Origin of the sequence: Nocardia sp. NPDC056000 (genome assembly GCF_042269265.1) — a bacterium.
Taxonomy (GTDB): domain Bacteria; phylum Actinomycetota; class Actinomycetes; order Mycobacteriales; family Mycobacteriaceae; genus Nocardia.
In genome coordinates this window covers 374,596-392,913 of record NZ_JBHJXS010000003.1, presented here as the reverse complement: position 1 = coordinate 392,913, position 18,318 = coordinate 374,596, and the positions used below count along the sequence as shown (strand labels likewise).

Here is an 18,318-nt window from a genome sequence, read left to right as displayed (position 1 = left end):
CACGATCAGTACGGGCGTTGTCTCCAGCTTCTCTTCTGTCATGCCTCCAGAAAAACACAACTCAGTTAAAACAGCCACTGAGTTAATTAATTATGTGACTTAACAGACCTGATACGATGGGCCGATGACCACGCCGACCATGGGACGCCGCGAGCGCAAGAACGCCCAGACCCGTCAAGCGCTGGCCGATGCGGCACTGCGACTGTTCCTCGAACGCGGGTACGACGCGGTGAGCGTGAAGGAGATCGCCGATGCGGTGGACATCTCGGTGCCGACGGTGTTCAAGCACGTCCCCGACGGCAAGGAGGCGCTCATGTTCGACGACGGCGTCGAACGCCGCGAGCGCCTGCTGGCCGCGGTGCATGACCGCCCCGCCGGTCAGTCGGTAATGGCGGCGCTGCGCGAGTTCATCTCCAGCCGTGGACCTTTCGTCGCCGATCAGTCCCCGGAGTTCCGGCGGCGCACCGAGCTGATCATGAACACCCCGGCCCTGCGCGACTACTCCCGCAAGCTCTGGATTCGCTGCGAAGAGCCCCTGGCAGAGGCCATCGCCGCCGAAATCGGCCGTCCCGCAGGCGATATCACCGCGCGCGCCACCGCACGCTATGTACTCGAGATCCCGCAGTTCGTCGGCGGCGAACCCGATGCGGTCACTGCCATGCACGCGGTGTTCGATCTGCTGGAGTTCGGCCTGCCGACGGCCACCGGGGTGCGACCCGGTGGCGTCGAACTCGGTGATCTGCTGCCGGACGCTATCGACTCCGCACCCGGGGCATAACCACTGTCCGAGTGATCACAACCGCGGCCGCCACAGCGATTTCCAGGACAGCGGTCCCGGTCGCCGCACGCAGCATGGGCATTTCCGTGTGATGCATCGCCGTACCCATCGGCATCGTATGCAGGACGATCATGCCCACGCTCATGGCGGCCGTGAGCGCCCATGCCCGCATGGTCGGCCGGGTCCACAGGTGCCAGGCACACACCAGGCACGCCAGGATCATCAGATTCAGCAGTACGACACCGGGAGCGGCCACCGAGCCGTGACCGGAGGAACCGGCGGCGTGCAGTGCCGCCGATCCCACCGCCAGGACCGCGCCGCAGCGGCCCGCGATTCGAGCGCGATCACTCGGGGACAGCGAATACCGCTGCGGCGCATGCTGATCGACGGTCACCGCGGCTCCGGATGGCAGCAGTGCGATTGCGTCGACGCGGGCACGCCCAGCACCGGATTGCGGTCGAAGAATCCGTACGGCTTCAGCGTGAAACCCACGTAGTCGACCGGCATCACGGGCCAGTCCTCCAGCCTCGGGAAATGGGTGAGGCCGAAGGTATGCCACAGCACGATGTCCTCGCCGTCGATACCGCGATCCGCCGCCATATAGGCGGGCAGGCCGTCCCCGCCCGCGTTCTGATTCACCAGATCGCCTGCGGGATAGCGCTCCTCGGGCGAGTACCGGGATACCCACAGCTGGCGGGTCGTGAAGGCGGCGCGGGCGGCGATGGAAGACGACGGGTCGGCCAGCAGGGTCGGGGTCTGCTGCGGGTGCAGCACATAGCCGGTCGGCTTGCCCATGCGATTGGTCCGCTCGGTGCTGACCACATGCCAAACGCGCCCGCTGGCGGCATCGGCATCACGCACGCCCTCCGACTCACTCGCCAGTCGAGTCGTCTTGGCGGTGAAGGCGTTTCCGTACGGGTTGTCCGGCCCGACGGGCACCCGGCTCACCTCCACCTCGTCCACCGCGTTGGCGGTCCCGTCGACCGTCATGTCCAGCCGCACGCTGAACAGATGCTGGTGATACGGCAGGCCCAGCCCGGGTGCGACCTCGCTCTGATACGGCGAGCCCTCGGGCGGGTAGGCGGCGCTGAACGCGATACCGGTGAGCTTGGCCTCGCATTCGATGGTGCCGTCCAGGTAGAGGTACCAGTAGAACCCGTAGTCGTAATTGCCGACGGTGGTGAAGAAGCTGATCACCAGCCGCCGCTGCCGCCGCACCTCGCTGACGCCGGTGAACAGGTCGGTGTGCTTCCAGAGTGTGCCGTAATCCTCCTCGTGCAGGCAGATGGCGTTCTCGATGGTGCGGGGCATACCGAGCTCATCGGCGAGGGTGGCGTCGAAGTAGTGGATCTCGCCCAGGCAGTCACAGCCCAGGCGCAGGGAATTGGTGAAGCGGCCGAACAGGTATTCGCCGGTGTCGAAGTAGTTCTGCCAGAACCGGTTCGGTGACGGATCGGCGTAGGGCACCACCATTTCGGCGATCGAGGCGCGGTAGAGCACCGGGCGGTCGCGATCGCCGTCGCGGAAGCTCAACTGCCGCAGGATGAGTCCCTCGCGGGCATCGAATCCGATGCGCAACCGCCAGTTCGCCCATTCGATGCTGTCACCGTCGACGGTGAAACTCGGTCCCTGCGGCTGGGTGATCTCGATAGGCTTGAGGCCCTCGTAGCCCGGCAGCGCCAATTCGGGATCCTGGAAATTCCCGTGCTCCTCGGGCACGGGCAGAATGCGGTCGTCGATCAGGTCGACGAGTTCGCGGGTGATGATGTCAACGTAGGCGCACAGACCGTCCACCGGATGCGCCCACGGGTGATCCTCGGGATGGTCCTGCCGGAAGGCGAAGACGCGAATAATGCGGCGGCCCTGCTCACTCGGGATGTCGTAGTGCCCGGCCGACAGCGGTACGCACACCGTCATGGCGGGATCGACGCCACGGGCGCGCAGTGCCGCGCACCAACGGTCGTTCCCTGCGAGCACCACGCCGACCTCGGCGAATTCCTCCTCCAGAATTGGCACCTGACCGCGCGAGCCGTCTATCGCTGTGTCGGAATGGATTTCGCCACGGGTGAGCGATACCAGCACATCACGGGACGCGCCGGTGACGATATCCAGCAGCAGCGCCCGGGCCAGCCGTTCGGGTGCGGGCGCGGTGCCGAGTTGATGGGCCAGTACCTCGGCCTTGTCCGGCTCGTTCAGTCCGACGTAGACGAAACGTCCGGTGGGACCGACCTTGCCCGCGGCGGTGAGGATTTCACGCACGGCACCGATCTCCTCGGCGGACAGGCTTTCCAGCACCCGTAGCCCGGAATCGGTTGTGGTCACGAGTGATTCGACAGTGGACATGGTTCAACTCCTGATGAGAAGGGATGAAAACGAGCCGGAGTCACGCGGCGATGGCATCGGTCATGCCGTCGTACACACCGCGATTGCCGCGCCGCAGCGCGTACGCCTGTGCGATGCCCGCCAGCGGGCAGGCGAAGGTGATCAGCAGCAGGACCGTCGACAGGGTGGCCGATCCGCCGATCAGCGTGCGGAAATTGAGCACGATGAGCCCGGCCGCCACGGCCAGGCCGACCACACCCAGGGCGGGCGCAATTCGCGTGTGCCACAACCGAGTATCCGCCCGAGTGCGCGCGAAATACACCAGTACCGCGGCACAGGTGAGTGCCATCAGCAGCGCCACCCCGAGGCTCGCCACACCCGAGAACCAGGTGAATACCTCGAGTTCGGGATCGAGCCCGCACAGCGCGAACACCACGATGAGCGTCGCGGCGGTGACCGTCTGCACCGCCGAGGACAGGTACGGCGAGGAGTGCCGCCCGTGCACCCGGGCCAGCGCGCCCGGCAGCACATTCGTCGCGCCCATCGAATGCTGATAGCGCGCGATCACATTGTGGAAGGAGAGCACGCAGGCGAACAGGCTGGTGAGCAAGAGGACATTGATGGCGACCGCGCCGACGGTCCCCAGGTACTCCTGTGCCGTGCGCACGATCAACCCGCCCGGATCCTGCGCCGCTTCATCGAGCACCCGATCCGGTCCCCACGCCATGACCAGCGCCCAGGTGCCGAAGGTGTAGAACAGTCCGATCGAGATGACCGCGCCGTAGGTGGCGCGCGGAATGGTGCGGGCCGGATCGCGCGCCTCATCCCGGAAGATGGCGGTCGCCTCGAATCCGATGAATCCGGCAAGGGCCATCATGAGTCCGAGTCCGGGCGAGCCGGACAGCGCCAGATGCGGGGTGAACGGCTGCGCCGACAAGCCCTCGGCTCCCCCGCGCGCCACGACCACCAGACCGAGCAACAGTACGATGCCCACCTCGGCGATCAGCAGTGGCCCCAGCACTTTCGAGCTGAATTCGATATGGCGGTAGCCGAGCGTTCCGACCACGGCCACCACGGTGAGCGCGTAGGCGTACCACGGCAGGTCCGGTCCCCCGATATCGAGCACGGACCTGCGCAGTGCCGCGCCCAGGAACCCGTACACCGCGACCTGCACCGTCGTATACGTCAGCAGCGCAAGGTAGGCCGCGCCCAATCCGAGCGGCCGTCCCAGGCCGTAGCCGATGTAGGTGAAGAACGCCCCGGCTTTGGGCACATGCCTGCTCATGGCGCTGAGGCCGACCGAGAACAGCAGCAGCACAACGGCGGACACGACGAACATGGCCGGGAAACCCGCGCCATTGCCGATGAGCATGGCGATCGGCGCACTGCCGCCGATCACGGTGAGCGGGGCCGCCGCGGCCACCACCATGAAGATAATGGCGCCGGGCCCGAGTGAGCCGCGTAACCCGCCCGGTGACGCGGAGGTCCCTCGGCCGGGACTGGATATGGATGTCATGGGTGCACCTCGCAGAGCGAAAACCTGGAACTCCCAACACTGTTGGCGCATCCCTTTGCCGGACCATGACCCGGCGGTAACGGTCACGGCAGCCGCTTTTGAGACCCTCCGCCCGCGCGCTGTCTCGTTCGGCAACACCGAGCGCTGACATCACGGCAACATTCGCGACACATTGCCTTCGTACGTTCCGGGCGTATGAGCTCACGCGGCAGCGCACTCGATCAGGCCATCGCCGATCCCCCGCCGGTCTCCGGTGTGCGCGATACCTCGCCCATGTCCGGATTGCACCGGCGCAGCCTGGGGTTTCCGGATCTACTGGCGCAATCGGTTTCGGCGGTCGCGCCGTGCGCGGCGGCGGCCACCGTGCCAGCCATGCTGGTGACCGCAAGCGGTGACGGGGCGCTGTGGGCGGCGGTGCTCGGTATCGGTATGACGCTGCCGGTCGCGGCGGCGATCAATCAGTTCACCAAGCGCATGACTACGGCGGGCTCGCTGTACACGTTCACCGCCAAGGGTCTCGGCCCAACGGCGGCGTTCCTGTGCGGGGTCGGCATGATCCTCGGATACGCCTTCATCGCCATGTACTCACTGGCGAATATCGGTTTGCAGGTATCGAATCTGCTGGGCGCGCAGGGCGTGCTGATCCCGATCCTGTGCGTACTGTGCTGCGGCCTGATGTGCGCGACGGTGATGCTGCGCGGGGTACGAGTCTCGGCGCGTTTGAGTCTGCTGGTGGAGTCCGTCGCGGTGGCGGTGCTGGCCGGATTGGTGATCGTGCTGTTCCTGGGTCAGGGGCATCGGCCGATCGCCCGGGAGCTGCTCGTGCCACCGCATCTCTCGTTCGCCGGGCTGGTCACCGGTGCGGTCATCGCCATTACCGCGTTCGTAGGATTCGAGAGCGCGGCTTCGCTGTCGGTGGAGGCGCGCCGCCCGTTCGCCGCGGTGCCGCGGGTGCTGATCTGGTCGCCGATCGCGGCCGGGGTACTGGTGGTGGCGGCCACCTCGGTGCAGACCACCGGATTCCGCGCGGCGGGGGTGGCGCTGGATCAGGATTCCGCTCCGGTGCATCAGCTTTCGTCGTACTACGGGGTCGGGTGGATCTCGCCGATTCTCGATTGCGGTGTGGCCGCATCGTTTTTCGCGTGTGCGCTGGCCTCGGCGACGGCGCTGGTCCGGGTGCTGCTGAGCATGGGTATCGACGGGGTGCTGCCGCGGTCGGTGAGCCGCACCCATCCGGTGCATCGCACCCCGCATATCGCGATCGGAGTGTCGATGCCGGTGGTGACCGTGGTGCCCGCACTTCTGCTCGCCGCCGGAATCACGAACCGGCAGGCGGTGGGGATTCTGCTGGTGGTGTCGGCGGGCGGATATGTGCTGGCCTACACGCTGGTGTGCGCGGCGGTGCCGTTCTTCCTGCGGCGCATCGGTGAGTTCATGGTGGGTCCGGTGCTGGTGGCGACCGTGGCCGCGCTGGCCCTGGCCGGCTGCCTGGTGGTCTTCCTGGGTACCGAATGGCAGGGTCCGCGCGCCGCCGGGGTGGTGCTGTTCCTGCTCGGAGTCGCGGTCGGGCTCATGGTGTTCCGCCGTGCCCGGCGACGCGGCGCACTCCTGGTGGGCACCCATGACATTCCGATCGGCGCGGATGTGCTGGGCGGTTCCGCACGCGAGGAGCGAGACGCGGCGTGAGCGCTTCGGACGGTATCGGCGGCCGCCAGCCCAAGGCGGTCCTGAGCGCCCTGGTGGTGCTCGAGGAGGTCGCCGCCTGCGGTCCGGGTGTGACCGCACGCGAGATCAGCCGCAATCTGGGTATGCCGCGCGCCACCGCGTACCGGCTGCTGAATCTGCTGGTGCAGCAGGAGTATCTGGTGCGCACACCGGATCTGAGCGGATTCGCGCTGGGCAGCAAGGTGACCGAACTGGCTGGAATGGCCACTCCCGCACCGCTTCCCGGTGCGGCACTGGAGGCGCTCGCACGATTGCGCGATCACACCCGCGGCGGTGTGCATCTGGCCGGATATCACCGCACCGGTACCGAACGGCCCCGGGTCCGCATTCTCGACGCCGATCCGGAGTATCCGATCGAGCATGAACACGTGATCACCGGCGATCTCACCGCATCGGCCATCGGGCGGCTCGCGCTGGCCGAGAACGACGCCTTCGCTCGGGCTCGCGGATACGCCCTCCAGGTGAATGAATTGCGTTCCGGGGCAGGGTGTCTGACGCTTCCGATCCGCAATCGGCGCGGAGTGCTGGTCGCCGGGCTCACGCTCTCGACCAGTTCGGCGCGGTTGCGGGATGTGGATGAGGCGGTCGGGCTGCTCACTCCCGGCCGGGATCTGCTCGAAACCGCCTTCGGCGACCGCTAGCCCGCTCGATCAGCGTCGCGAGGCACTCGATTGGCGTTGCACACCACTGGTTTTCAGCACGTCGATGACCATCGAGGTTTCCACCGAGTCCACATGCGCGACCCATTCGGCCGCGGTCAGCAACTGATACAGGCTGAGTTTGTCCGGTACCGCCACATCGGCGACGATCTGGTGATCGCCCATGATCACCGCCGCATATCGCACGTACGGTGACTTCAGCAGCAGCTGCCCCACCAATTCCACCGTGCCCGGCTGCGTCCGGATCCACAGCAGCGCCTCCACGCCCAGACCGAGCGCGGCCGGGGCCACCACCGCCCGAATGTGCACGGCCCCGGTACGCCGCAGCGCCTCCACCCGGCGGCGCGCGGTCGGCTCGGAAACGCCTGCGATACGCGCGATTTCGTCATAGGTGCGGCGACCGTCCTCGGCCAGTGCGCGCAGCATGAGCCGTTCCTCGCGGCCGAGCCGCTGCCCGCCCACCCCGGTGGGCTCGGGCGTGATCGGCGGTTGCTCGGTCAGCGCCTCGACTTCGGCCGCGGTGAGCAGCGCGGGCCGCCATTCGTGCACGGTGCGGAAATAGCGCAGCACCGGCAGGGTATTGCTCTCCACCAGTCCCGCGATCCCCGGCAGTTCCTGCAACACCAGATCCGCGACCTGTTCCGGCAGACAGATGATTTCGGCGACGCAGTCCACCGAACCGGTCAGCACATAGCTGAAGATCGCGTCCGGCCGATGCGCCAGCGTGCGTCCGCACACCCCCGCCGTACCCGGTGCGCATCGAATGCGGACCAGTACCGAATCCCCGCGCGGCGCGAGCGCGGTCACCGTCACCGCCCCGCTCTCCAGCAGTCGATTGCCGTGCCGGGCCACGGTGCGCTCGGGTTCGCCCAGCACCGCTGCGATGCGACTCCAGGCCGCGCGGCCGTCGATCTGTAGCGCCCCAACGATTCTGCGGTCCAATTCGTCCAGCATCGGCCAAGTATGTGGCGGTATCCGTCGATCAGCCAGCCGACCTTGTCCGAAATCTCGCTGACCGGGCACGGTGATACGCATGCGAATTCGGCACATGCTGTCGGCCCTGGCTCTCATCTGCGCGGCGGGTCTCGGAACAGCCGCCCCCGCCCCCGCCGATACCGGCTCCGGCTCCGACCCGACGGTCGTGACCATCGATACCGGACAGATTCGGGGCACTACCACCGATACCGATCGGTCCTACCTCGGAATCCCCTACGCCGCACCACCGGTCGGCCCGCTGCGCTGGCAGCCGCCGCAACCCGCGCTCCCGTGGCCGGGCGTGCGGGAGGCGACCGGTCCGGGCAATGCCTGCCCGCAGTCCGCGGGCGCGCTCGGCGGAACCGATGTGACCACCGAGGATTGCCTGAACCTCAATGTCTGGACGCCTCGGCGCGCGACGCGCGGGCTGCCGGTCATGGTGTTCATCCACGGCGGCTCGATGGTGTCCGGTTCCGGACGGGACTATGCGGCGCATCGGATGGTGGCACGCGGCGATGTCGTGGTGGTCACCGTCAACTATCGGCTCGGCGTGCTGGGCGGGCTGTCCATGGCAGCGGATTCCGGAGCCGAAATCACCGGGAACTACGGCATTCTCGATCAGCAGGCCGCGCTGCGCTGGGTGCGGCGCAATATCGCGGCCTTCGGCGGTGATCCGGGATCGGTCACCATCGACGGACAGTCCGCCGGGGCGGTATCGGTGTGCTCGCAGCTCGGATCGCCACTGGCGGCCGGACTGTTCCAGCGCGCGATCGTGCAGAGCGCACCGTGTGCCGGTGACGGTTTCGGCGCGTGGCCGACTCGGGCGCAGGCCGATGCCAAGGGACAGACCTACGCCGCGGCGGTCGGCTGTGCGGATCCGCGCACCGCGGGAATCTGCCTGCGCGCCAAGCCCGTCGGCGAGCTGATCGCGGCACAGGCTCCGTACCAATGGTTTCCCGATATCGACGGCCGGGTGCTGACCGAACCGCTGCGGGATGCGCTGGGGTCGGGGCGTTTCAACCGGGTGCCCGTGCTGGTCACCGATGCCAAGGATGAGGAGCGCCTGATGGTGCTGTTCCAGTACGGGCTCGGCACCACGCTCACCGCCGATGCCTATCCGCAGGCCGTGCGTGATTTCTTCGGCGCGGACAAGGCCGATCAGGTGATCGAGCGCTATCCATTGCGGGACTACGCCCAACCGGTACTCGCCTACGCCGCCGCGCGCAGCGATTTCGACTACATCTGCGGCGTACCGACCACGGCCGGACTACTGGCACAGCATGTTCCGACCTATGCCGCCGAATTCGCCGACGATACCGCGCCCGCGCTGCCGGGCATTCCACCGGCGAGCTTCCCGCTCGGCGCGGCACATGCTTTCGACCTGCCCTACCTGTATGAAACCAACGGCGTCACACCGGCGTTCACCGATGCCCAGCGGCGACTGTCGGAACAGATGATCGACTACTGGACCGCGTTCGCCCGCACCGGCGATCCCGATGGGGCGGGCCGCCCGGCCGCACCGCGCTTCGATGCCGCATCGGGACGAATGCTCCGGTTCGCACCGGACGGGTCCCGCGACTACACCCGGTTCGCCGCGGATCACCACTGCGGCTTCTGGAACTCCTTCATCACCTGGTGACCCTCGAAATACACACGGAGCAGCCATGAATCGAACACTTCTGTCCCTATCCCCCGGTGTACCCGCGGTGGCGCTGCTGTCGGCGATCTGGTTGCCGTTCGTCAATACCCCGCACCTGTGGTTCGGCTTGCCTGCACTGTTCGTCTGGCTCTCGGCGTGGGTGCTGCTGATCACCCCGGCGCTGCTGCTGGCCGAGCGTGGCCGCAGCGGAGGGCGGGACCGATGATTCTCACCATCGCACTGATCGGTATGGCGGTGATCGCCGCGCTCGGTATCCGCGGGCGGCGCAGCAGCCGTGACCTGTCCGAATGGACCGTCGGCGGCAGGAATTTCGGCAAGGGCGCGACGTGGTTCCTCCAGGCCGGAGAGGGCTTCACCACGTTCACCTTCCTCGGGGTGGCGAACCGGACCTTCGTCGGCGGCGCGACCGCGACCTACGCCATCCCGTACATCCCGCTGTCCTATATCGGCGTGTACTTTCTCGGGCCGCGACTGTGGCGACTCGCCAAGGCGCGCGAATACCTCACGCAGGCGGACTATTTCGCGGATCGCTATCGCAGTCCGCTGTTCGGCAAGCTGGTCGCGCTGATCGGGGTGATCTTCCTGCTGCCGTATCTGCAATTGCAGATCACCGGGCTGGGCACCATCGTGCAATTGGTCACCGGCAGTAGAAGTTCGGGCCATTGGAGCATGGTGATCGCGACCGCGCTGATGGTGGCGTTCGTACTGTGGTCGGGTATTCGCGGCATCGCCAATACGGCCTATCTGAAGGACGCCCTCATGATCGGCGCGATGATCGTGCTGGTGATCGCGATTCCGGCGCATTTCGCCGGTGGTATCGGGGATGTCTTCCGCGAAATCCAGCGCAGCGCACCGCAATTGCTCACGGTGCCGCACAATGACGGTCCGGCGGGATCGAACTGGTGGATCAGCGGGGTGCTGATCTCCGCGATCGGCAGCGCGTTCTTCACCCTGCCGCACCTGTGGCCGCCGCTGCTGGCCTCGCGCGACGAACAGGTGATCCGCAGCAATAACACCTGGTTGCCGCTGTATCAGGTGGTGATCATTCTGCCGATCATCATCGGCTTCACCGGGGTACTGGCCGCGCTGCACGGCTTCCGGGTGCCGCCCGGCGGGGTGCTGCTGTGGCTGACCGGGCAAGCGCTGCCGGATTGGCTGGTCGGGGTGATCGCGGTGGCGGCCGCGGCGGCGGCCATGGTGCCCGCGGCCGCGATCAGCCTGGGCATCTCCTCGCTGGTGGCGCGCAATCTGATTCCGCTGCGCGGTGCGCGGGCGACGCTGGCGCTCAATCACGGCACGGTGATCGTGGTCGCGTGCCTGACCCTGCTGCTGGCGATACAGCGGCCCAGTGCGCTGGCCGATCTGCTGTTGCTGACCTTCAGCGGATTGGCGCAGACCGCACCGGCTTTCCTCGCCGCGCTGGGTGATCGGCGGCCGCTCGGAAAGTATCCCGCCATGGCCGGACTGCTGTCCGGCATCGGCGTGGTGGCCTGGGTGGAGATCGGCAAGCACTACGCCGCGGTGCACAACATCAATTCCGGAATCATCGGATTGGCCGTGAACCTCGCGGTATGTGTGGTGGCCCAGGGTATTTGGATGCTGCGCACGAGCCGCACCGGGGAGCCGGTCGCGGAATCCGATGCCCTGACCGCCGAACTCTAGGAGACACCGATGGATTCGGATATCTGCTTCGCCACCGCGCGGGAACAGGCCCGGCTGCTGCGCACCCGCGCGATATCGGCCGTCGAGCTCACCCGGGCCCACCTGGAGCGGATCGAGGCGACCAACCCGCGGGTCAACGCGATCGTCACCCTGGTCGCCGACCGGGCGCTGGATCAGGCCCGCGCCGCCGATGCCAGGATGGCCGCCAAGGCTCCGGTGGGACCGCTGCACGGTATTCCCATGGCACACAAGGACACCCACGATACCGCCGGAATACGCACCACCTCGGGCAGTGTCCTGCTGGCCGAGAATGTGCCCGTCCGTGACGAATTGGTGATCGAGCGCATCCGTGCCGCCGGGGCGATCACGCTGGGCAAGACCAATGTGCCCGAGTTCGCGGCGGGTTCGCACACGTTCAACGAACTGTTCGGCGCCACCCGTAATCCCTATGACCTCGGAAAGTCCGCGGGCGGCAGCAGTGGCGGCGCGGCGGCGGCGCTGGCCTGCGGTATGCACGCGCTCGCCGATGGCAGCGATATGGGTGGCTCACTGCGCAATCCGGCATCGTTCTGCAATGTCGTGGGATTCCGGCCCTCCCCCGGCCGGGTGCCGTCCTGGCCGACGCAGGCCCCCTGGTCGACGCTGGCGGTCCAGGGGCCGATGGCGCGCACCGTCGGCGATATCGCGCTGCTGCTCTCGGTGCTCGCCGGACCCGATTCCCGCAGTCCCATCGCGATTTCCGAGCGCGGATCGGTCTTCAGCGGTGAACTGGACCGGGATATGCGCGGGCTCCGGGTGGCCTGGGCACCCGATCTGGGCGGGGCGGTACCCGTGGACCCGGCGGTGCGCGCGGCCCTGGAGCCCACGGTGGCGACGTTCACCGAACTCGGCGCGGATGTCACGCTCGACTGTCCGAATCTGACTGGGGCGGAAGAGGTCTTCCGCACCCTGCGGGCCTGGCAGTTCGCCCTCGCTCTGGGTCCGCTGCTAACACAACGGGATCGAATCAAGAAGTCACTGGTGTGGAATATCGAAGCCGGACTCGCCCTGCGCGGGACCGATATCGCCGCCGCGGAGCTCCGGCACGCCGAGCTCTTCCATCGGATGCGCGAATTCTTCGACCGCTACGACGTGCTGCTGGCCCCGGTCAGCCAGGTGCCGCCGTTCGATATCGAGCTGGAGTATCCGGCCGAGATCGCGGGCGAACCCATGCACACCTACCTGGATTGGATGCGCTCGGCGTACTTCATCAGCGCCACCGGCTGCCCGGCGCTGTCGGTGCCGGGCGGGTTCACGGCCACCGGGCTACCGGTGGGATTGCAGATCATCGGACCGCATCGCGCCGACCGGCGCGTGCTGGAGGTCGGTCATGCTTTCGAACAGGCCACCGGTTTCGGGAAGATCCGTCCCACCATCGCTCGTTGAACCAAGGGTAGGAAGGTCTCGAAATGGCGGGAATTTCCCTCTCGGACATGACAATCCGCGCCGGGGACGTCAAGATGATCGATGGCCCCGGCCAGAAAACGACAATGTTGTCAGACAGTTCCAGCGCTTCGGCTTCGCGGCGCGGACAGGAGAGCCCCGTGGCAATGACGCCGCAGACCTCGGAATCCGTTACGTCCGTGATCGTCGAATCGACCCGGCCCGCCCGGATCGGCACCCGCATCGCACATCCGGTATTGCGCACGACGCTGCAACAGTTCCTGCGCGCCGGAGCGTGGGTCGCCGATTTCGGGCCGGGGCCCGCCGAACTGATCTTCCGGGCGACCCGGCTGTCCGAAGCGCCCGCCCGCATGCTGGGCGCACCGCGCGGGACCCATCGGCATCCGGTGTTCTTCGAACGGTTCGATGCCGAATGGCTGTGGACCGCACCGGTTTCCGACCCTCGCGTCGACCGGGACGCGGCCATCCTGTACTTCCACGGCGGCGCGTTCATCGCGGGCGGACTGAACAGCTACCGCAGGCACACCGCGCGGCTGGGCACCGAAAGCGCGCTTCCGGTGTTCACCGTGGACTATCGGCAACTGCCGGACGCGCATCCGAACGACAGCCTCGATGACGCGCTGACCGCCTATCAGTACCTGCTGGACGAGGGCTTCGCGCCCGAGAAGATCATCGTGGCGGGCGACTCCGCCGGCGGCGGGCTGGCACTGCGGATGGTGCTCACCGCCCGCGATCTGGGCCTGCCGCTGCCCGCGGGCATCTCGGTCACCTCGCCGTGGGCCGATTTCGACTCCACCGCCCGCATGGCCCACCCCAATGCCAATACCGATGCGGTGCTGCCCGCGGCGGGTCCGGCCATGGTGGTGCGCCGCGGTATCGCCATCGACGGCGTACTCGATCCCAGCTGGTCGGTGGTCAATCACGATTTCACCGGGTTGCCGCCCATCCTGTTGCAGGTCGGCTCGCGCGAAATGCTGCTCTCCGACGCCCTCGAAGTGGCGCGCCGCTGCGAGGAGGCGAATGTCCCGATGACTTTGCAGATCCGGGCCAGCGCCCCGCACACCCTGATTCACCTGGGTGCGGAACTGCTCGCCGACGGCCGCGACGCCGCCCGCGACGCGGCCGGATTCCATCGTGCGATGATCGAACAGGCGAGTACGGGACGCAGCGCGGCCTGAGCCCTCGCCACCCTCGACCGCTATCGCCAGGGAGGCCCGAATGTCCCAGCCCGCCAACGCTTCCCAGGCAGCTCGGCCCGCCGTCCTGATCACCGGGGCGGCGGCGGGCATCGGCCGCGCCATCGCGGCCAAATTCGCGGGACAGGGCTGGACGGTCGGCATGTACGACATCGATGCCGAGGCCGTGGCGCGCACCGCCAAGGAGATCGGCGGGACCACGGTCACGGGGGCATTCGACGTGACCGACTCGGCTGGGTGGGAGCAGGCGCTCGCGGACTTCACCGCTACCACCGGCCGCCTGGATCTGCTGGTCAACAATGCGGGCATCCTGTACTCCGGCCCGTTCGGGGATATCTCCCTGGAGCGTCAGCACCGTCTGGTCGATGTGAATATCAAGGGCGTGCTGAACGGCTGTCACACCGCGCTGCCGTATCTGCGCCGCACACCCGGCAGTCAGGTCATCAATCTGGCCTCGGCCTCGGCGCTGTACGGCCAGCCCGGTCTGGCGGTCTACGGGGCGACCAAGGCGGCGGTCCGCAGTCTCACCGAGGCGCTCGATCTGGAATGGCGGCACTACGGCATCGCCGTGCGGGATCTGCTGCCGCTGTTCGTGGCCACCGACATGATGACCGAGGTGACCCGGGGCTCGAAGTCCTCGGCCACGCTGGGCGTGCGCCTCACCGCCGATGATGTGGCGAACAGTGTGTGGCACACCGCGACTCACCGCCGGGCGGTGCGCGGTTCACACGTGCTGGTCGGTTTGCAAACCAAAATCACCGCCGCCGCCACCCAACTCTCCCCCTCCTGGCTCAACCGCACCGTCGTCGGCTGGATCAGCAAGGCCGATTCGCTGTAGCTACGCGGGCCGACGCTGCTTGCGCGACAACGGGATCGGCATCCCGCGCAACACGCCCGCGGCGCGCCGCAGCATCCGAGACACCGGCACCGTGAAGATGCCCGCCAAACGCGTGTACGGCCAAATCGCGATGAGCGTCATGACGATCAGCCCGCGCGCCTGATAGATCACCGGCGCATGCTGCATGACCTCGGGATTCGGATGCAGCGTGACCAGCGAACGGCACCAGGTGTACAGCGTCTCGGCCGTGCGATAGCGGTCATCGGTGGAGTACGGATCGAAGGTGACCAGCACCGAGGACAGCAGCGCGGCCACCAGCACCGGCAGCGTCATGCGATCGATCGGGGTGACGTGCGGACGGGATTCGGCGGTGATGAGCGGCGGGATCAGGATCAGGCCGGCGCCGATCACCGCCAGCGGTATCGCAATGCATTGCGCCAGCGTCAGAATCACGTCGACGGTGCCGTGCGAGCGCGAATGCGGCCCGGAGACAACGACTTCGGCGATCCGCACCGTGAACAGCACCGGCACCCCGGTCCGGAAGGCGAGGCTGCCGAAGCGTTGCGGCCGATCGATATGCGGGCCGTAGAGGTAGCTCAGGAACCGATCGCGGCGGAAGCGCCAGATGTGTCCCCCGACACAACACAGCACGGCGGCGACAGGCAGGAAGACCCACAACAGATGCATCATGGTTAGACTTCCTCGTCCGATCGATCGTGCTGTTGCGCACCACTGTTGCACGTGCATCCGCGCTGCGAAAGAGGCGAATTCTGCGAATTCCCGGCGCAATTCCGGGACGCTACGCGTCGGCCGCCCGGCGCGCAGCTGTTTGACACATCGGCGATCCGCGGGCAGCATGGTCGAGTCAGCACCTCGCTAGGCGAGGCTCCTGTTCGAACACAGGCCACTGATCCGACGACGTCGAGAGACGCCCAGGGTTAGGACAGATCGCTCCGGATTAAGGGGCTATCCAAAGTGGCTTCCCCAGCCGGGGATACGTCGTTCAGTGCCGAAGCTCTGACGAGAGGGGTGCCCGCCATATCGTTCGGATTGGCGGATTCTCCCTCTGTGTCGCGTGGTTCGCACCGCGTGGTCTGACGTGATCGACGCCCGCGTGCGTCCCGGCGGCAAGGAGGTGAGGAGTGAAGTGAGTTCCGGCGATAGTCCGTATCCGAGTACGGATACACCATTCACGTTCATACCCGCCTGCCGCGGTTATTCAGTCATGCGCTGAATCAGGTTGCGGCAGCGGACTTTTCCTCCAAGGAGGCTGTCATGACCTTTATCGCTTTCCAGCGCCCGATGTCGGTACTGTCGGTGCTCGGCGAATCCGCCCAGCGCATCAGGGAGCGCCACACCCTGACCCCGCAGGAGCGGCACAATATGTCGCTGTCGCGGGATCGGGTGGCGGTGCACACCGCATCGCTCGGTGGGCACCCGTTCCACCACTGACCTGCCGAATCGAGCTACGAAACCACGAATTCCATTGAGGTGCCGGTGAATCCGGCGGTCTGCCCGGCGGCGTCCTTACTGTCGCCGAAATACCGGATCCGATATTTCCCGATCCTGGTCCCGGCCGGGATCGTCCAGCGGACCTGGATCAGCGAAGCCGCCGGATTGTCATCGGGTCGCCGCCAATGCAATTCGGTGCACCAGTCGTTATCGTCGAATACCCGCTCCCAGCCGTCCCCGGTCGAGCGCTGCACCTCGAAATAGGTGCCGCCCAAACGGAAGTCGTTGTTCGGGTGCGCGCCCGCGAATTCCACCGACACCAGATCCCCGGCGGTGTTGTTCGCGGGCGGCTGGGTCAGCACATCACCGAAGGCGCGGCCGGCGACCGGGACGTCGGCCGGGACCGGGGCCAGCAGATTGGGTTGCAGGCCGAAATTCCAGTCCAGCGGCGCGGGTCCGCGGCCGATATCGGTGCGCGCGGCCACCGCGCGGGCGAGCCGATCGAACTCCTGCATATAGGCCGACAATGTCCAACGGCCGTACAGGGTTTCACCGCCCTCGTACTGCTGGGAGACGTACTCCTCGGGCGTGGTCACATAGCCGCAGTAGCCGTTGGCGTACCCCTGCATCAGCACGTTCTCCAGCGGCACCCCGAGGGCGCGCGCGACCACCCGACGCACCCGCAGACCGGAGACGATGGTGAATTCCGCTGGGCCCGAGGCCAATACCAGATCACCGATGCGCATGATCTGGATCGCCACCACCTGCGGCACCCACGGACGCGGCGGCAGGATGCCGAGCGGGACGATGGCCAGCTTGGGGGCCTGCACATCGCGCATCCACTCTTCGATGGGCGCGTCGACGCCGCCGAGCGCGGCCACCATCGGATTGGTATCGCCCTCGTGCAGGAACGGGATCTGGGTGTTGTAGTTGTCCTCCGAACTGGTGGCGACCGCGGCCGCGCCCATCATGGCGGGTGCGGTGCGGGCGGCCTTACCGTCCGGGGTGTACGAACCGTCGATGAAGGTGTCGGCCATATTCACATAGCGGATGACCGAATCGACACCGCCGGTGGACATGGCGCGCGCGGCGGCGAAAGCCGTTCGCCCGGCTTGATATTGACGCTCACCGATCATGGCGCAGTTGGCGCGATTGTCCTCGGTCGGCCCGGCCGGATGCCACGGGCGGGTCCACAGGTTGGGGGTCATATCGCCCGGATTGGTCTGCGGGAACGCGGCGATGAAACCCGGCTGCCCGTCCAGATAGCGCGCGCCCATCTCATCGTGCTCCCAGCGGTAGCTGGCATAGCCCTTGTTGTCGACCGAGATGAGCGTGTTGTGATCGGTGAGCGAGGTGCCGTGCGTGGCGAACCAGGTGATCGCGCCGACATCCCTGCCGCCCTGCTTCAGTCGCAGCACGGTGACGGCCGGATCGATGGCATCCGGGAATTCGGCCTTGTCATCGGCCGGATTGAGATCGAAGGCCACCCGCGAGCGATTGGCGCTGGCATCGTGCAACTCACCGTGGCCGATCATGATGGTGCCCGGGGCCAGGCGCTCGTGCGCGTTAGCGATGGCGGTGACGATGCCGTTCACCTCGGCGTCGTATGAGTTCTGCTGGAACCCTTGCGCGGCAAGGGAATACGCGTACTCGCGAGCGGTGCCGCCGCAGGAATTGTGATTGTGCGTGGCATTGAGATTCACATTGCGCTCGGTGTACAGATCACCGAATCGCTTGGCCAGCTCCACCATCACGGCCAGGTGCACCGACTGGAACAGACAGGCGTTATCGGTGTTCACGAACGCCACCCGATCACCGGTCACCTGATCGACGATGATGTACGCGCGAGCCCAGCAGCGCATGAGCAGACCGGTGGTGACCTGATCCAGTTCGGAGTAGCCCATCATGCCCTGACCCGCGGGCGCACCGGTCATATCGGCCATACCGCAACCGACGAGATAGTCCGCGCCGCCGCCCGGTTCGGCCGCGGCCGTACCCGCGCCGAGGAAGCCGGTCGCGCCCAGCGCGGCGGCGGAAGCGGCCGCGCCTGCCAGCGCGGATCGCCGGGACACTCTCATCGAATACTCCTTAC

Annotated in this window: 16 protein-coding genes and 1 riboswitch; of the genes, 10 read left to right on the top strand and 6 right to left on the bottom strand. The window is 67.0% G+C overall.

Annotation, left to right across the window (positions count from 1 at the left end):
• The first annotated feature begins 124 nt into the window (after nt 1–124).
• Entirely contained in the window at nt 125–778 is a 654-nt protein-coding gene (locus ACFC4D_RS10400) for a TetR/AcrR family transcriptional regulator (RefSeq protein WP_376062496.1), read from the top strand.
• Here ACFC4D_RS10400 and ACFC4D_RS10395 read toward each other — a convergent pair.
• The 3 genes from ACFC4D_RS10395 to ACFC4D_RS10385 are packed head-to-tail and all read right to left on the bottom strand — an operon-like array spanning nt 753 to nt 4,616.
• Nucleotides 753–1,172 carry a hypothetical protein gene (locus ACFC4D_RS10395; RefSeq protein WP_376062495.1) on the bottom strand — a complete coding sequence of 140 codons (420 nt, stop codon included), beginning with the start codon at nt 1,170–1,172 and terminating at the stop codon, nt 753–755. The two genes, ACFC4D_RS10400 and ACFC4D_RS10395, sit on opposite strands and share 26 nt — an antisense overlap.
• The gene (locus ACFC4D_RS10390) at nt 1,169–3,121 is read right to left on the bottom strand and encodes a primary-amine oxidase (RefSeq protein WP_376062494.1); all 1,953 of its coding nucleotides are present in this window, start codon (nt 3,119–3,121) and stop codon (nt 1,169–1,171) included. Before ACFC4D_RS10390 ends, ACFC4D_RS10395 begins: the two co-directional genes overlap by 4 nt.
• Nucleotides 3,122–3,161: 40 nt before the next feature.
• Nucleotides 3,162–4,616 (bottom strand): APC family permease, encoded by a 1,455-nt coding sequence (locus ACFC4D_RS10385; protein WP_376062493.1) that lies wholly within the window; start codon nt 4,614–4,616, stop codon nt 3,162–3,164.
• 195 nt (nt 4,617–4,811) lie between these two features.
• Here ACFC4D_RS10385 and ACFC4D_RS10380 point away from each other — a divergent pair, with 195 nt between their 5' ends.
• Together ACFC4D_RS10380 and ACFC4D_RS10375 are read left to right on the top strand one after the other, a co-directional pair.
• Nucleotides 4,812–6,302, top strand: a complete 1,491-nt coding sequence (locus ACFC4D_RS10380) for an APC family permease (protein WP_376062492.1) — start codon at nt 4,812–4,814, stop codon at nt 6,300–6,302.
• Nucleotides 6,299–6,982, top strand: a complete 684-nt coding sequence (locus ACFC4D_RS10375) for a helix-turn-helix domain-containing protein (protein WP_376062491.1) — start codon at nt 6,299–6,301, stop codon at nt 6,980–6,982. Before ACFC4D_RS10380 ends, ACFC4D_RS10375 begins: the two co-directional genes overlap by 4 nt.
• Before the next feature lie 9 nt (nt 6,983–6,991).
• On the opposite strand, the gene ACFC4D_RS10370 is transcribed toward ACFC4D_RS10375, so the two are convergent.
• Nucleotides 6,992–7,954, bottom strand: coding sequence for an Lrp/AsnC family transcriptional regulator (locus ACFC4D_RS10370; protein WP_376062490.1), 963 nt, complete (start codon nt 7,952–7,954; stop codon nt 6,992–6,994).
• 79 nt (nt 7,955–8,033) lie between these two features.
• On the opposite strand from ACFC4D_RS10370, the gene ACFC4D_RS10365 reads away from it, so the two are divergent.
• From ACFC4D_RS10365 to ACFC4D_RS10340, 6 genes are all read left to right on the top strand, one after another.
• Entirely contained in the window at nt 8,034–9,614 is a 1,581-nt protein-coding gene (locus ACFC4D_RS10365) for a carboxylesterase/lipase family protein (RefSeq protein WP_376062489.1), read from the top strand.
• A gap of 25 nt (nt 9,615–9,639) precedes the next feature.
• Entirely contained in the window at nt 9,640–9,840 is a 201-nt protein-coding gene (locus ACFC4D_RS10360) for a hypothetical protein (protein ID WP_376062488.1), read from the top strand.
• Nucleotides 9,837–11,297 carry a sodium:solute symporter gene (locus ACFC4D_RS10355; RefSeq protein WP_376062487.1) on the top strand — a complete coding sequence of 487 codons (1,461 nt, stop codon included), beginning with the start codon at nt 9,837–9,839 and terminating at the stop codon, nt 11,295–11,297. The genes ACFC4D_RS10360 and ACFC4D_RS10355 overlap by 4 nt, the downstream gene beginning before the upstream one ends.
• 9 nt (nt 11,298–11,306) lie before the next feature.
• On the top strand, nt 11,307–12,722 hold the full coding sequence (locus ACFC4D_RS10350; protein ID WP_376062486.1) for an amidase: 1,416 nt from the start codon (nt 11,307–11,309) through the stop codon (nt 12,720–12,722).
• Between the two features lie 164 nt (nt 12,723–12,886).
• Nucleotides 12,887–13,918, top strand: coding sequence for an alpha/beta hydrolase (locus tag ACFC4D_RS10345; RefSeq protein ID WP_376062715.1), 1,032 nt, complete (start codon nt 12,887–12,889; stop codon nt 13,916–13,918).
• Between the two features lie 40 nt (nt 13,919–13,958).
• Complete coding sequence (locus ACFC4D_RS10340; protein WP_376062485.1) at nt 13,959–14,774, top strand: SDR family oxidoreductase; 816 nt, start codon at nt 13,959–13,961, stop codon at nt 14,772–14,774.
• Here the strand turns inward: ACFC4D_RS10340 and ACFC4D_RS10335 are convergent, their stop codons facing one another.
• A complete protein-coding gene (locus tag ACFC4D_RS10335; RefSeq protein ID WP_376062484.1) occupies nt 14,775–15,464 on the bottom strand; it encodes a respiratory nitrate reductase subunit gamma in 690 nt (229 codons plus the stop codon).
• 175 nt (nt 15,465–15,639) lie between these two features.
• Nucleotides 15,640–15,810, top strand: a riboswitch (M-box (ykoK) riboswitch).
• 239 nt (nt 15,811–16,049) lie between these two features.
• Here ACFC4D_RS10335 and ACFC4D_RS10330 point away from each other — a divergent pair.
• The gene (locus ACFC4D_RS10330) at nt 16,050–16,226 is read left to right on the top strand and encodes a hypothetical protein (RefSeq protein ID WP_375952826.1); all 177 of its coding nucleotides are present in this window, start codon (nt 16,050–16,052) and stop codon (nt 16,224–16,226) included.
• A 14-nt stretch (nt 16,227–16,240) separates the two neighbouring features.
• Here ACFC4D_RS10330 and ACFC4D_RS10325 read toward each other — a convergent pair whose 3' ends face one another.
• Nucleotides 16,241–18,304, bottom strand: coding sequence for a neutral/alkaline ceramidase (locus ACFC4D_RS10325; RefSeq protein ID WP_375952829.1), 2,064 nt, complete (start codon nt 18,302–18,304; stop codon nt 16,241–16,243).
• Nucleotides 18,305–18,318: the final 14 nt, after the last annotated feature.